10 protein-coding genes and 5 pseudogenes are annotated in these 13,981 nt (G+C 60.2%); 7 read left to right on the forward strand and 8 right to left on the reverse strand.

The annotated features are described in order from the left end of the window. Positions 1-54 precede the first annotated feature (54 nt). The gene (locus JG746_RS32380) at positions 55-804 is read right to left on the reverse strand and encodes a hypothetical protein (protein WP_202324268.1); all 750 of its coding nucleotides are present in this window, start codon (positions 802-804) and stop codon (positions 55-57) included. A gap of 527 nt (positions 805-1,331) precedes the next feature. Between JG746_RS32380 and JG746_RS37365 the strand changes: the two are divergent. The 4 genes and pseudogenes from JG746_RS37365 to JG746_RS32395 form a co-directional block, all read left to right on the forward strand. Further along, positions 1,332-1,530, forward strand: a pseudogene (locus JG746_RS37365) (phage integrase N-terminal SAM-like domain-containing protein); the annotation flags it as partial. A 107-nt stretch (positions 1,531-1,637) separates the two neighbouring features. Next, positions 1,638-2,747, forward strand: a complete 1,110-nt coding sequence (locus JG746_RS32385) for an IS110 family transposase (RefSeq protein ID WP_202327589.1) — start codon at positions 1,638-1,640, stop codon at positions 2,745-2,747. 458 nt (positions 2,748-3,205) lie between these two features. Continuing rightward, positions 3,206-3,526, forward strand: a complete 321-nt coding sequence (locus JG746_RS37915) for a transposase (RefSeq protein ID WP_202327592.1) — start codon at positions 3,206-3,208, stop codon at positions 3,524-3,526. Next, a pseudogene (locus JG746_RS32395) lies at positions 3,462-3,617 on the forward strand (IS66 family transposase zinc-finger binding domain-containing protein); the annotation flags it as partial. The gene JG746_RS37915 and the pseudogene JG746_RS32395, both read left to right, overlap by 65 nt. Here JG746_RS32395 and JG746_RS32400 read toward each other — a convergent pair. The 4 genes and pseudogenes from JG746_RS32400 to JG746_RS32415 form a co-directional block, all read right to left on the reverse strand. Beyond that, a pseudogene (locus JG746_RS32400) lies at positions 3,570-3,885 on the reverse strand (IS66 family transposase zinc-finger binding domain-containing protein); the annotation flags it as partial. The pseudogenes JG746_RS32395 and JG746_RS32400 sit on opposite strands and share 48 nt — an antisense overlap. Positions 3,886-4,120: 235 nt before the next feature. After that, a pseudogene (locus JG746_RS32405) lies at positions 4,121-4,582 on the reverse strand (transposase); the annotation flags it as partial. A 180-nt stretch (positions 4,583-4,762) separates the two neighbouring features. Continuing rightward, the gene (locus tag JG746_RS32410) at positions 4,763-5,500 is read right to left on the reverse strand and encodes a class I SAM-dependent DNA methyltransferase (protein WP_202324270.1); all 738 of its coding nucleotides are present in this window, start codon (positions 5,498-5,500) and stop codon (positions 4,763-4,765) included. Between the two features lie 96 nt (positions 5,501-5,596). Then, positions 5,597-6,022 (reverse strand): DUF2267 domain-containing protein, encoded by a 426-nt coding sequence (locus tag JG746_RS32415; RefSeq protein ID WP_342215819.1) that lies wholly within the window; start codon positions 6,020-6,022, stop codon positions 5,597-5,599. A 142-nt stretch (positions 6,023-6,164) separates the two neighbouring features. Between JG746_RS32415 and JG746_RS32420 the strand changes: the two genes are divergently transcribed. Next, positions 6,165-8,063 (forward strand): integrase catalytic domain-containing protein, encoded by a 1,899-nt coding sequence (locus JG746_RS32420; protein WP_202324275.1) that lies wholly within the window; start codon positions 6,165-6,167, stop codon positions 8,061-8,063. A 92-nt stretch (positions 8,064-8,155) separates the two neighbouring features. Here the strand turns inward: JG746_RS32420 and JG746_RS32425 are convergent, their stop codons facing one another. Beyond that, positions 8,156-8,989: an IS5 family transposase gene (locus JG746_RS32425; protein ID WP_202324277.1), complete on the reverse strand. Its 834-nt coding sequence runs from the start codon at positions 8,987-8,989 to the stop codon at positions 8,156-8,158. Beyond that, on the reverse strand, positions 8,923-9,909 hold the full coding sequence (istA, locus tag JG746_RS32430) for an IS21 family transposase (RefSeq protein WP_244730590.1): 987 nt from the start codon (positions 9,907-9,909) through the stop codon (positions 8,923-8,925). Before istA ends, JG746_RS32425 begins: the two co-directional genes overlap by 67 nt. A 149-nt stretch (positions 9,910-10,058) precedes the next feature. On the opposite strand from istA, the pseudogene JG746_RS32435 reads away from it, so the two are divergent. Next, positions 10,059-10,802, forward strand: a pseudogene (locus JG746_RS32435) (IS110 family transposase); the annotation flags it as partial. 431 nt (positions 10,803-11,233) lie between these two features. Here the strand turns inward: JG746_RS32435 and JG746_RS32440 are convergent. Then, on the reverse strand, positions 11,234-12,166 hold the full coding sequence (locus JG746_RS32440) for an isopenicillin N synthase family dioxygenase (protein WP_027056493.1): 933 nt from the start codon (positions 12,164-12,166) through the stop codon (positions 11,234-11,236). Positions 12,167-12,764: 598 nt separating this feature from the next. Between JG746_RS32440 and JG746_RS32445 the strand changes: the two genes are divergently transcribed. Continuing rightward, positions 12,765-13,864 (forward strand): IS3 family transposase gene (locus tag JG746_RS32445; RefSeq protein WP_446720347.1). Its coding sequence is split into 2 segments (ribosomal slippage): positions 12,765-13,014 and positions 13,014-13,864, totalling 1,101 coding nucleotides; the frame shifts between segments, so codons are not numbered across the junction. Positions 13,865-13,981: the final 117 nt, after the last annotated feature.

Raw genomic sequence — 13,981 nt, forward strand, 5'->3', positions numbered from 1 at the left:
CCCCTATGAGACGCCCAGGGATGTCGATGCGGATCTTATAGAGTAAGGTGAGTGTCAGTGATGCTGTCCATCATCAGATGAGTCAGCTGCGGCCAAGTGACCCTCGCCAAACCCGAAAGATCCCGAAGTACGAAGCGTCTTCAACAATTCGTCTCGCGTCAACCAAACGAGCCATTCATCATCGTTTATCCCCTGCGCCGGTAAGTGCAGAATAGATCCGTGCGGCTCTCGATGCACATAGCCATAGCGATCGACTATGCCTTTTTCGATGTTCCAGCCCGCAACCAGCGCGTAAATGAAGTCTGGCGACCATTTGGCCCATGCCAATCCGAATGCAATGCGACCTATAAAGGTAGCGAGCCCGCGGCCTCTAAAGTCCTCGCGCAACCAAATGTCCCCATGATAAGCAACCAGCCCAGTGATGCTGGGAGCGCTCGGCGCGTGGCAGCGAGACGAGGAACCGGGCACGGCTTTGAGCTTCGGATCCGCGAAACAGGCTCTGAGCGATCTAAGGTGCTCAGCAAGGTTTGTGTTGTATAGATGATCAAAACGCATTGCCTGGACATGCGCTACTCTTCCTTCCGGATCCCGTCCGATGATCCAAAACGCCTTTCCAGGTGGAAGAAAAGAACAGTCGGGGCGGAAGTTTGGATAGGTCGGCGCCTTCCCGGGGAGCCTGTCGGTAATCCCCACATACTGCTCAAAATCGTCGCCCATTGTAATATGAAGGCCGGACCTGCGCCCCAGCTCCTCTGCTGCACAGATATACTTCGAAATGTGTAGCGTCGTCACGTCGCCTTGCATGCCGAGGCACCTCTTAATACGCTGGACCCATCCAGCTTCTAGGGTGTTCGGGCAAGCATCGATACTGCGCCATCTGGTAGTTGACGACCTCCGCTCGTGACCATAAGTGGCGCCCTGGCAGCCAATCAGACGCGGCAGTTGATGTCGTCGAGGAGCGCATGTCCCGACCGTCACCGCACGTAGGTTGAGCGAGAGCAGCAGCAGGATCGCACGGTCGCGGACGCCCCGCGGCGTCGTGATATCGCACCATGCAATCACCTGTCGGGTGAGGAAGCCCGCCTGGTAGGCTAAAATACTGTAACAGGAGGAAGGAATCGCTCGAGCCGCTGCTCAGTATTATCCTGCGCTCCACATGATTTCGGTGGTACTAACCCGCTACGCGATCGCGCAGCGCAAGGAGGGTGTGTGTCGACAGCGTGGTCTTGATCGAGTCTTCTGTCGCGCTGGTCATGTGTCCAACCAAGCTCCGAGCGCGTCAGCATGGAGTGGCTACTTGCAGCCCATTCCATCCGACAAAGGAGCTTGTCGTGACCCAACTTCGCCAGCGCATTAGCGAGGACATGGAGGTGCGCAACTTCGCGCTCAACACCCAGCTGTTTTATCTGCAACAGGTGTCGCTATTCGCCCGCTGTTTAGCAAGTCGCCGGACTTGCTCGGGCGCGAGGACATTCGGACCTATACGGTCTATCGACCAACGAGAAGAAGCTGGCGCCCGACTCGATCCACAATAAGACCGTATGTCCGCCTCTGCCGGTGAGGTGGCTCGCCCTACACTGCGCGTCCGAGGGTTGCTCGGGCGGTCCGAGCCGATCCTCATCACAGGAGGACGAGCCGTGGCAGATTATAGGGAAGCATTTGTCGGAATTGATGTCGCGAAGCTGAGGAACGCCATCGCAATTGCGGATTCCGGCCGGGAGGGAGAAGTTCGCTTCTTTGGCGAGGTCGACGCCTCGGATGAGAGCATGCGCCGAGTTATCCAGCGGATCGCCACCAAGTTCAACCGGGTGTATTTCTGTTACGAGGCCGGCCCGACCGGCTATGGTCTCTATCGGCTGATCCGTTCGCTCGGCCATGAATGCATGGTGGTCGCCCCGTCGCTAATCCCGAGGAAGCCTGGCGATCGGGTGAAGACGAACCGCCGGGATGCTCTTGCGTTGGCTCGACTGCTGCGCGCCGGCGAACTGACGGCAGTGTGGGTCCCAGATGAAGGTCACGAAGCGATGCGGGATCTAGTCCGCGCCCGGGCGGCGGCGGTCGAGACGCTTCGCGTCCACCGGCAGCATGTGAGCGCCTTCATGCTCAAGCACGGACGGATTTATCCTCGCAGGAAAGGCTGGTCGATGCGCTATCTGCGCTGGCTGCAGGAACAACCGTTCGATCACCCGGCGCATCAGATCGCGCTTCAGGAAATGGTTGAAGCAGTCCGCGTCTCGAAAGAGCGGGTCGAGCGACTTGAGGATGTGATCGAGGAGTTCGTTCCAACCTGGTCACTGGCGCCGATCGTGCGGGCTCTGCAGACGCTGCGCGGCGTAGAGCTGATCGTCGCCGTAACGTTCGCCACCGAGGTTGGCGACGTGCAGCGGTTCGAGAGCCCGCGCCAGCTCATGGGTTATCTTGGCCTCGTTCCCGGCGAACGATCGACCGGCGAGACCGTCAGACGGGGCGGCATCACCAAGGCAGGGAACGGTCGCGTTCGCCATATGCTGGTCGAGAGCGCATGGACCTACAGGCATCCGCCGAGGGTCGGTGCGAAGAAGCTGTACCGTCTGGAGCAGGCACCACCGAAGGTGCGGGAGATCGCCTGGAAGGCGCAGACGCGGCTGACCGCCCGCTATCGAATGTTGAGTGGACGGGGCAAGAGGACAACGGTGGTCTGCACCGCGATCGCCCGCGAACTGGTCGGCTTCATGTGGGCCGTTGCCCGGGAGGCGCAAGCAATCTGATCTGGTCGCCGCAGCGACATACATCATTCGCGCATGGGCGGAGGCGGGACCACGGCAGGGGAATGCCCGTCAGACGCTTTGTGGCCGGCAATGGCCGACGCCCGCAGTAAGATAGGAACAGCCCCGGACGCACAATCGGGAATGCGGAAGCCAACCCGCGCATCAGAGCTTGATCACCGACGTCCTTCAGTTCCGCCTCCACCCATGCGCGATCAGCAGAATGAGCAACCGTTCCTCGGATCGGTCGACCTCCTGTGTTCCAAACCTTGACAGCGGACATCAGAGCGGTGTTTCGGGACCACCTTTCGGGAGTGGTCGCGATCAGTGAGGTTGCCGGTTCTGCATTGGGATCGGAGATCGGCTTGTGTCTGGACTTGACCTTACGTTTGACCCGGAGCGGCAGCTTCGGCGTTTCGAGGTGATCAACGGTGCTGGCGGTCGGCGGCAGTGGTCGATGGATGACAAAGCGCGGATCATCGCGGAGACTGGAGCCGAATGCGATCATTTCCGAGGTCGCCCGCCCGTTAGGTCTCAGGCCGCAGCAGGTCTTCGCCTGGCGCCGCGAAGCGCGCAAACAGGTTGCTTCGGTGCAGCAAGATTCTCCTGCCTTCGTGCCGGCGGTTGTGGCGGCGCCGGAACCTGTAGCCAGGCATCCATCGAAGCAGCGGAAACGGCAAGCCACCCGAGACAGAGCGTCTGGAGCGCGCCAGGAAGTGCCGGACGAACCGCGGCGCGTTGCCACCCCATCTGCCGCGGGTGGAAATGATCATCGACATTGAGGACCATGCCTGCCCATGCTGCCGCAATGGCCTGCATCGGATCGGCGAGGACGTGAGCGAGCGGCTCGACATCGTTCCGGCGCAGCTGCGTGGCCCAAGCAAGCGTCGAGAGGCTGAGCGGCACGCCTTCGGGGGCATGGCGTTCAGCCTGGCGGCTGAGCGGCTGATGCTGGCCGAACTTCTCGAACAAGATCATCGCCAGCAAGCCGGGACCGGCCCAGCCTCGCGGGGTGGCTTGGAACGGCGCCGGAGCCTGGCTGATCGCCTCGCAGGCGGCGGCAGGTGAGCTTCTCCCGCACGTGCTGGATCACCTTCCATTGCCGCGGCACCACCTCCAGCGTCTCGGTGATATCCTTACCCCAGCTTGCGCAGCCGATTGACCGCCGCCTCTGACCATGCAGCGCCCGCTGCAGCTTCCGGATCGTCAGATGCTGATATGCTATCGGTGGCAACCATGCTCTGGAGTGCATCATAAAACGCCTCCGCTGACTCGCCTGAAATGACGCAAACAAAGCGTCTGACGGGCATTCCTGCCGTGGTCCCGCCTCCGCCCATGCGCAGGGTATACATTGACGCGCCGCGCCGATCAGGTGAAGCGTGCCTTCCCTGGGGAGCGACGGCCCACACGAGGCCGACCAGTTCGCGGACGATCGCCGTGTAGACGACGGTTGTCCGTTGTGCCCCGGGCGCTCAGCATGCGGTAGCGGGCCGTGAGGTGGACCTGACCCTTCCATGCGATCTCACGGACGTTCGGTGGTGCCTGCGTGCCTGCTCCAACCGGTACAGCTTCGCCTTACCGATCCGAGGCTGATGTCAATAGGTCAATAGGTCCGGGCGCTCTCGACAAGTATGTGGCGAACGCGGCCATTGCCCGCCTTGGTAATGCCGCCACGCCTGATTATTGTCTCTCCAGTCGACCGCTCGCCGGAAACGAGGCCGAGGCAGCCATGAGCTGGCGAGGGCTTTCAAAACGGCTCACTTCGACGACCTCGGCAGCGCGGTCACGGCGACGATCAGATTGACCCCACGCAATGTCTGGAGCGCTCGCACGATCGGGCGCCAGCGACTGTTGGGGATCTTCATTGCGAACCCAGACCACCGTCAGTTCGCCGGTGCACCGCAGCCTTGCCAATGAAAGCATCCCGGCGGTTCGTCTTCACCCGATCCGTCAACAAGTCGGCTCTGACTGGATCGGCCCCCATCAAAAAGCTCGAAAGTTGGGGCAACAAAGGCGGACTACAGCGTCGTTCGGCTGTAAACTGAGATATGACGTTTCGACCCCGCAGTGAAAGCGCCTCTCATCCAATCCCCCCAACGCTCAGCCAGCACCAGCCCTACGCATTCCGCCATTGTATCGACCTCCTGATGATAGACGTAACGAACGCGTTCTGGAAAACGTCTGACCGACGTACCGGAGAACCAGAGGACGCTTAGAAACAAGTTCTGGTTTACTGCATCGTGGATTTCCGTATTGACGAAGGTATTTTCGTTATCGACAAGCGCAGTAGTAATTTTCTGGCCGTTGACGAATCCCTCCAGGTCTGGCACACGCACCTCTAGCACCAAAACTCCGCGCTCATTTAGCACCTCGGCCGCACATCGCAGCCAAGCTATTTGCTCATCGCGGCTTAAGAGCCACATGAACGTGTCATAGACACAATAGACAAGATCGTAGCGTCGCTCTGAACTAAATTCGGCAATGTTCCCCTTCGAGGCCTTGACCATATCCGTCCGCATGGCGAGCAGTTTTAACATTTTTTCCGAGTTATCTATACCTTGGACCTTGACGCCGCGTTCACTCAACGGAATCGCCACACGCCCGTTGCCGATGCCAAGTTCAAGAGCACTCCCGCCGCGGGAATAGCGCTCAAGAAAGGTGGCGGTGGCAGCAGCCTCAGATACTCTGCCTAACTTTTCCGTATATTCTTGATATATTTGAGCAAATTCATCGTAGTATGCAACGTCATTTGCCATTTTTAATGTTCCTTCCGGCGTCGAGGTACATACCCGTTGCCCGGTCGAAAGGCCCCCAGCTTTGGTTATGCATTCTCGCGGGGTAGGACCTCTTTCTTAGATTGGCCAAAGGTCACGCAGCATTGCTGGAGTGGCAGCCTTTGCATCGTCAATCTTTGCTGCAGTCATACGGTCCGCAAATTGGGCTAGTATCGAGCGGGCAACCTCTTCCGGATCTAGTGCAGGGTCACTGTGGTCGCCAACGTGGATCCGGTCTAGAAATGAGTTCCGGCTTCTAATTATAGTTCGTCGGGCGGGATGCCAGCCCTCGTAATAAAAGCCGCGGAGTAAGGCTGGCAGCTGCGCGCCCAGGGAAACGGCCTGGTCGCGATCCACGCAATCGCGCAAGGCGTGCAGGGTCGCAATCAGGACTTGGTACACCTGCTCGCGATCATGCCAGCGAAGTCTCCACGCTAGATCGCTGATCCAATTATGGGCTCCTTGCAATGCGTTGTTGAGATCACGGCTCACGCACATGAGCATTCTCCTGTTCTCAAAGGTCTGTAAGGACCAACCTGACGCATTGCCTCAAGGAAAATGTTACCGCGCGGGTTCGTTGCCTCACCTAAAATGTTACCCGTGAAGGCGCATGTCGCCATGGTGCCTTCACTACCAGGGAGGCAACATGAAGACGAAGATGACACATGCCATGCGTATGGAACTGGCCAATGCGGTCAGGGATCGCTATGCGGCCGCAACGACCAAGGACAAGCGCCGGATATTGGAGGAGTTCATTGCGGCGACGGGGTATCACGAAAAGTCCGCAATCCGTGTCCTGAACAGCCACCCGGAGGCGAAGCACCGTCAGACCCGCCAACGCCCGTCGCTCTATGATGAGGCCGCTCGGGGCACGTTGATTGTGCTGTGGGAAGCTTCCGATCGAGTCTGCGGCAAGCGCCTCAAGGCACTGCTGCCCATTCTATTGCCGGCGCTGGAACGCAATGGACATTTGAAGCTCGAGGAGGAGATACGCCACAAGATCCTGTCGATGAGCGCCGCCACGATCGACCGCTTGCTCCAGATGCCAAGGCGCACCATGCGTACGAAAAAACCGCCAAGGGTTATGCCAGAGCCCCGGCGGCGCATCAAAATGCGCACCTTTGCTGACTGGAACGAGCCGCTTCCCGGCAGCATGGAAATGGACCTGGTCGCTCATTGCGGAGAGGCCAACCGCGGTAGCTACGTTCACAGCCTGGTTCTGACCGACATCGCGAGCGGATGGACGGAGGCCGCGCCCATCGTGGTCCGAGAAGGTACCCTCGTGGTCGAGACACTCGACCGGATCCGCACGGGCTTGCCCTTTGCCCTGAGAGCGCTGGATGTGGATAATGGCAGCGAGTTCGTCAACAACAGGCTGATCGAATATTGCCTCGGTCACGGCATCGAACTCACTCGCTCGCGGCCTTACCGTAAGAATGACCAAGCGTGGATAGAGCAGAAAAATGGTGCCGTGGTACGGAAGCTCATGGGGTATCGGCGCTTCGAGGGCTTGGCGGCGGCCAGAGCGATCACGCGCCTCTACGCGGCATCCCGGCTGTTCGTGAACTTCTTCCAGCCCTCGTTCAAGCTGGCTGCCAAACAGCGTGACGGTGCGAAGGTGGCTAAGCGCTATCATCCACCGCAGTCTCCCTGCGAGCGTCTCCTGCAGGCGGAGGCTATCCCGATGGCCGCCAAGAACAAGCTGCGCGAGATCGCCGGCGACCTCGATCCGCTGAAGCTGCTGGAGGAGATGCGAGCTGTCCAGGCTTATTTGGCGGCGCTGGCTGACGGCGAAACACCGCCACCGGCGACATCGGAACCGCCCAACCTGGCCGCGTTCGTAGCCAGCCTATCGAGCGCCTGGCATGCGGGCGAAATCCGGCCGACCTTCTCCATCGAAGCCAAACCGCGTTACCTGCGAAGTCTACAAAAGCTCTCGACACAAACCCTTATTGCGAGTCCCTCGCCGACGCTCAAACCGGTGATCCCACCCACTCCTCCCGCGACGATGCAGGAGAAGCCGAAGCCGGTCTACGCCGAGCCTGGCCAAGCCCGCGTCCAGGCGCTCCGCATGGTGTGGCCGATCGTTTGTCGCCGATTGGAGGAATTCCCCAACATCAACGCCACGCAGCTCTTCGAGGAGCTGTGCGTCCAGTTTCCAGGTCGATTTACCCGCAAGCAGTACAAAACACTCGTTCGACGGGTCAATCTCTGGCGCCAAGCGGCTCGCGCCCGCGGTGTTGTCGTTGGGCCAAAGACTTATCGTCGGCTCAACGACAAACCGCGCGGCCGACGTCCCGACATCTTTAAGGACCATTGGGAAGAGATGGCACGATGCCTTGAAGAGCGTCCGGATCAGACCGCACTTGAACTTCTCGTCGAGTTCCAGGTCCGTTATCCCGGACGATACAGCTTGCACCAGCTTCACACGTTGCAGAAGCGAGTAAGGGCGTGGCGACAACAAGCCGTGCAGCGGCTCATCGGCGAGGTCAGCAGCCTAGCGCCGTATGTCGCTTCAGATTCCGCACGTCTGGCGAGCGGGTAACATTCTTGGTGAGGCAGCCGGTAACAAAATTAGATGAGGCAACACGACACCAACCTGCTCTCCCTTGAGTTAGAGCCTGACTCGAAACTCGGTTAGGCACGACGCGGAGCTGCCCTGCGGCGAAGCATGAGGCGGATCGACGCGATGAAGATCCACGCCTCGGCGCTGGCGATGGTCGCCTCGAAGTCCTTGGCGAGCCGGCGACAACGTCCCAGCCAGGCGAAAGTTCGCTCGACGACCCATCGTCGCGGCAGCACCTCAAAGCCTTTGGCCGTGTCGGAGCGCTTGATGATTTCGATGGTCCACGTGCCCAGATCGGCCAGAGCCTGCGTCAGTTTTTCTCCGGCATAACCGCCGTCGGCGAATAGATGGCGCAACCACGGGTAAAGCTGTCGAATGGAGGCGATGACGCAGACTGCCCCATCCCTGTCCTGGATATCGGCCGTATGCACCGTCAGCCCGACCAGGTGCCCCTCGGTGTCGGTGATGATATGGCGCTTGCGGCCTTTGATCTTCTTGCCGGCGTCGTAGCCACGCAGACCGGCAACGTCCGTGGCCTTTGCCGATTGGCTGTCGATGACGCCGGCGCTCGGGCTCGCCTCGCGACCGAGGGCGAGGCGTGCCGCGGCCACCAGGTGGAAGTTGATGGTCCTCCACAGCCCATTGTCTCGCCAGGCATAGAAATAGCGTTGAACCGTCGAAACCGGCGGGAAGCGGTCCGGCAATGCCCGCCACTGGCAGCCCGTCCAGGCGATATAGAGGAGCGCGTCCACGACTGCCCGCAGCTCGGTCGTCCGCGGTCGTCCTGTCGCCTTCGCTCCAGGCATGAACGGCTCGATCAACGCCCATTCCCTGTCCGTCAACGCGTTTGCATCCCGCTGCCCCGCGCGGCAATATTGCCGGCGGGTGGCCTCCGTCCAACCCATGTCGTGATCCTGCTGATGCGATCGAGTGCCTGGCGAATGGCGGCATTGGCCTCGGCCAGCGAGAAGAAGGTCTGGTTGCGCAGCCGCCCCAGAATGCATGACTGGGCGAAACGCACGCCGTTCTCGACTTTCGATTTGTCCTTCGGCCGTCGCGGCCGTGCCGGAAGAACGCCGACGCCATAATGGGATGCCATCATGCCGTAGCTGCGATTGATCTCGGGATCGTAGAAGCTGGCGCGGCTGACACCCGACTTCAGATTGTCGGGGACGATCAGTCGGGGAACGCCATCAAAAAAACGAAACATCCTGACGTGCGAACCAATCCAATCAGGTAGTGTCTGGGTCCAGGTTGCTTCGGCATAGGTGAAGCTGGACGCTCCCAAGACCGCCACAAAGATCTCCGCCTCACGGAGCTCGCCGGTGTCTCGATCAACGATCGGGATCTTCTTGCCGGAATAGTCGACGAAGACCTTGTCGCCGGCGGCGTGTTCCTGGCGCATCGTCGGCGAAAGCCGCTGTTCGAAGCTGCGAAAGAGCTCGCAGAACCGGCTGTAGCCATATCCGTCGGGATGACTTCCTCGATACTCTTCCCACAAGATGAGGAGCGTGACGCCCGGCTTCTTGAGCTCGACGGCAAGATCGGCCCAGTTCGGCTCTGCGCGCCGCCGCGTGCCCTGTTTGACGCCATTGCGAGCGAAGAGTTTGTTCTCAAGCGCGTCATCGGTCAGCTCGCCTGGCAGGGGCCAGCTCAACCCGATTGCCGCTGCGCGCCGCAGATTATCCTGCACCGTACTGCGTGCTATTCCCAGCACGACCGCAATCTCGCGGGAGCTGGTCCCGCTTCCGGCAAGCCGAAGCATTTGTCTCAACTGTCTCATGGTCAGCCTTCTCTTTGCCGGCATCAAAATGTCCTCGTTCATCGCGAGGTAATTGATGCCAAAGTTGCTGACCCAGGAGGTAATCTTCAGTGCCGAAAACCGGCCGGTCTTTGGTTGGAATGGTGGCCGGCTTCATACCGGAATGGTGGCCGGTGTTTGATCGGAATGGCGGCCGGCTTCACGTCGGAATCCGCACGCTGGCGCAGATCATGCGCACTGGCTGGTATCGGCAGGTGCATGTCAAGAGCAGGCAGTGCCGGCTGTGGCGTTCGCTGCTGGTTGCCCGCCGCACGGTGCTGAACGAGATGCGTTCGATCGAGAACGTAGTGCGGGCGATCCTGCGCGAGGCCGGCGTCAAGCTGGGCCTGCCGTCGCGCAGCGCGTTTGCCGGCCGCGTGCGTGAATTGACGGGCGCTGACGCCGAGGTGATGGCGATGGTCGAGCCGCTGCTAGCAATCCTCGGTGTCATGTTGAGAGAGTTCGCCCGCCTGACGAAGCAGGTTCTCGACATCGTCCGCAATGAAGAAGTCTGCCGGCGGCTGAAGAGCGCGCCGGGCGTCGGGCCGATCACCGCGCTCGCCTTCCGCGCCACGATCGACCGGCCTGAGCGGTTCGGCTCGTCGCAGGCGGTGGGGGCGCATCTGGGACTGACGCCGGCACGCTACCAGTCCGGCGAAACCGACATCCAGGGAAAGGTCAGCCGATGCGGCGACGAACTTGCACGCACCGCGCTTTATGAGGCGGCCCACACACTGCTGGTGCGATCGAAGAAGTGGTCGAGCCTCAGAGCATGGGGCATGAACATCGCCAGGCGGCGCGGCATGGCACGAGCCCGGGTCGCGGTCGCCCGCAAACTGGCCGTCATTCTGCATCGCATGTGGGCCGACGCGACCGAGTTCCGCTTTGGAAAGGAGCCTGTTCACCTGGCCGCGTGAACTGAGACAGATCGAGGAGCAAGCAACACGAACAAAGCCTTCGCCCGAAAGGGCGATGCCCGGATCGTTCCCTGGGGACGATGGGCGAGGCGATCTCGTTGAGAGTCCCGAACCTGCCGGCCCAAGCGCGGCAAGGTCGTGAAACGGATTGAGACGCCTTCGCTCTCCTGACCCCATCATGCGGCGGCCCAAGCGCTGACCGCGAAGAGAAGCGAGTGACCCACGGAACGGTCCAGAAAAAAGTGCAGGAGCATCTTGACCAAAACGACCCCAATCAGAGAGGCTCTTAGATGACTCATGGAACCAGCGCTGCAACCAATAACGAAAACGCTGCATTCGTCCTTTCCGGCTTAAAGGCGCTTTGAAGAAATGATCCCGCTGGTGTGCCGTCATTGCCTCGTACGGGAGTTTGCTGGCATAACGCCGAATACCTACTGCAACTCCCGCGCGCGTCCGGCACCATTGCCCTTTTCCCATATGGACTCGTAGTTGCGCAGCATCATTTCTGCGACACTGAACGTGTTCTTGCCTTGGTGCGAAGTCAGGCGAACGTCAGTATCGGGGTAGATAAAGAAGGGAAGAGAAATGCGTTCGGCCGGACCACGGTGTACGACCTGATGCGGCGTACTCTTGAACCGGTCATCGCTCAAAGCCTGAAGCATGTCGCCCAGATTGACCACAAGACTGTCAGGGAGGCTCGGCGCCGGTATCCAACGCCCGCCGAACCATACCTGCAAAGAGCGCGTTGGGAGTTCCTCCTGCAGCAGCAACGTGAAGAAGCCGTTGTCTGTATGCTTGGCGGCCGCGCCGCCAGTAGACGGATACCGGATCACGCGTTGCAGCACCGTCGGCGGGCTGAAATGGCGTCGAAACCAGTCCTTTTCCATACCGAGTAGGTCGGCCAGCGCCATCCCGAGCTGCGGCACAACCCCGTCGAGCACGGTAGCCTGCAAAGTAAGTAGGCTTCGAGCGAAACCAGGAGCCAACTCGTCATCCGGAAGGCGGGTGCGCCCGGCAAACGGACGCCGGTCGCCTTCACTGTCGATTCCGAGGTCGAACATTTCCTTTGGATCTGGGCCGAACTCAGGATGTAACATTTCGCCGTGTAACGGACTATACCCTCGGGCGGTAGCGGGGTACACATCTTGAAAGGCGTGACCGTAACGTTCCTTGGTAGCCTGTGGTAATGCGAAGAACCGGCGGGAGGCGTCGATGGCCTGCGCAATCTGTTCTTTCGGAATCCCGTGCTCGATAAGGTAGAAGAACCCGTACTCCTCGCAGGCCAAAAGTAACCGGCGTTGCTCCTCGTGTCGCGTTTCATCAGAGGCCAGCTTCGCCAGTGATATTTGCGGTAGCGTGGTCATAATCTCTTCTCCCGTTCTTGCTTTGCCTTGATAGGGCTGCTGGAAAATTTGGTAATGTGCATTGTCTTCCCGACCTATCTGTTGTGGTCTTGACCGCTTGCTGGCGAGGGCACCGCCTTGAGCATGACCGAACCAGCTCGAGCACCCAATCTGGCCGGGCATGCCTAGGCGTGACCGCGGCAGGCCGTGATGTAATAATTGTCCATGGATCCCGCAGCGGCGGCTTTCACCAGTTTGCAAACCTCACATTCGGACTTTTTCGCAACTGGCCCATTGGTGAGAATGCCTGAATCACTTTCAAATTCCTCACCAACACGTATAATATCCTCTAGCCCAGTGGACAATATATGATGTATTAATTATATGCGAACTATTGTTATGTAGCATACGACGCTGTTTAATGTTGTTCGCCGAAATCTTTTGACGCATCTGCCTTAAGGCGACCCGGAGCTCGGTCAAAATGTCACCTGAGAGTGCGACCTGAACGTCACAGCAGTATGGCTGCGATTTTTCCTTTTTTGGTTGGGCAGGGGAATTGACCTGAGACCCTGAACTTCCTCCAGATTTGGGTAGAGTGCGTCGATCACGGAGACGGACGATGCGACCATCACGGTTTACGGAAGAGCAGATCATCGGGATGCTGAAGGAGCAGGAGGCCGGCGCGAAGACGGCTGATGTCTGCCGCAAGCATGGCATCTCGGCAGCGACCTTCTACAAGTTCAAGGCCAAGTTCGGCGGGATGGAGGTGTCCGACGCCCGTCGCCTGAAGGCTCTGGAAGATGAGAACGCCCGGCTGAAGAAGCTCTTGGCCGAGCAGATGCTCGACAACGCGATCCTGAAGGATGTTGCCGCAAAAAAATGGTGACGCCCGATGCGAAGCGGAAGGCGGTGGCTCATGCCTGCGAGGCGTATGGGGTGAGCCAGCGTCGGGCGTGCCAAGCCCTGAGGATCGATCGTGCGACGGTGCGCTACACCAGCATCCGTCCGGACGACGCTCCGTTGCGCGAGGCGATGAAGGCCGTGGCGGCAGAGCGCCGGCGGTTCGGTTACCGCAGGATCCACGTCATGCTGGACCGGCAGGGGATCGTGATGAACCAGAAGAAGCTGCGGCGCCTCTACCGGGAGGAGAAACTGCAGGTGCGCCGGCGCGGCGGCCGCAAGCGAGCGCTGGGCACACGCAGACCGATGCTCGTTCCGGATCGCGCCAACGCCCGCTGGAGCCTGGACTTCGTCTCCGACACCTTCACCGACGGCCGTCGCTTCCGGGTGCTCGCTGTGGTCGACGACTATACGCGGGAGTGTCTGGCGCTGATCGCCGACACCTCGCTGTCGGGCCTGCGCGTCGTGCGCGAGCTCGACACCATCATCCACTGGCGCGGGCGGCCCGCCATGATCGTTTCGGACAACGGCACGGAGCTGACCTCCATGGCGGTCCTGCGCTGGTGCCAGCAGACCGGCGTCGAATGGCACTATATCGCGCCGGGCAAGCCCACGCAGAATGCCTTCGTCGAGAGCTTCAACGGGCGCCTCAGGGACGAGTGCCTCAACGACACGCTGTTCTCGACGCTGTCCAACGCCCGCAACGCCATGACCTCATGGAAGGAGGATTACAACCACCACAGACCACACTCGGCCCTCGGCAACATGCCGCCGGCTGAGTTCGCAATGAAATCCACGCTGGGAAAACAGGCCGCATGAGGCCTGAAACGAAACCAGGACTCTCCCTCAAGCCGGAGGAGATTAGGGTCTCAGGTCAGAATCGAGGCGCGGAAGCAATAGCGGCTCTCGGGCTAGGACAGTCGTGTAAGCTATCGA

This window comes from Mesorhizobium sp. 113-3-3, from assembly GCF_016756495.1.
Classification (GTDB): domain Bacteria; phylum Pseudomonadota; class Alphaproteobacteria; order Rhizobiales; family Rhizobiaceae; genus Mesorhizobium.

Bases quoted from the DNA above. Each gene is read 5' to 3' on its own strand.
- JG746_RS32410 (WP_202324270.1), bottom strand. From the start codon at position 5,500: ATGGCAAATGACGTTGCATACTACGATGAATTTGCTCAAATATATCAA.
- JG746_RS32380 (WP_202324268.1), bottom strand. From the start codon at position 804: ATGCAAGGCGACGTGACGACGCTACACATTTCGAAGTATATCTGTGCA.
- JG746_RS32415 (WP_342215819.1), bottom strand. From the start codon at position 6,022: ATGCTCATGTGCGTGAGCCGTGATCTCAACAACGCATTGCAAGGAGCC.
- JG746_RS32420 (WP_202324275.1), top strand. From the start codon at position 6,165: ATGAAGACGAAGATGACACATGCCATGCGTATGGAACTGGCCAATGCG.
- istA (WP_244730590.1), bottom strand. From the start codon at position 9,909: ATGAACGAGGACATTTTGATGCCGGCAAAGAGAAGGCTGACCATGAGA.
- JG746_RS32425 (WP_202324277.1), bottom strand. From the start codon at position 8,989: ATGGGTTGGACGGAGGCCACCCGCCGGCAATATTGCCGCGCGGGGCAG.
- JG746_RS37915 (WP_202327592.1), top strand. From the start codon at position 3,206: ATGACAAAGCGCGGATCATCGCGGAGACTGGAGCCGAATGCGATCATT.
- JG746_RS32440 (WP_027056493.1), bottom strand. From the start codon at position 12,166: ATGACCACGCTACCGCAAATATCACTGGCGAAGCTGGCCTCTGATGAA.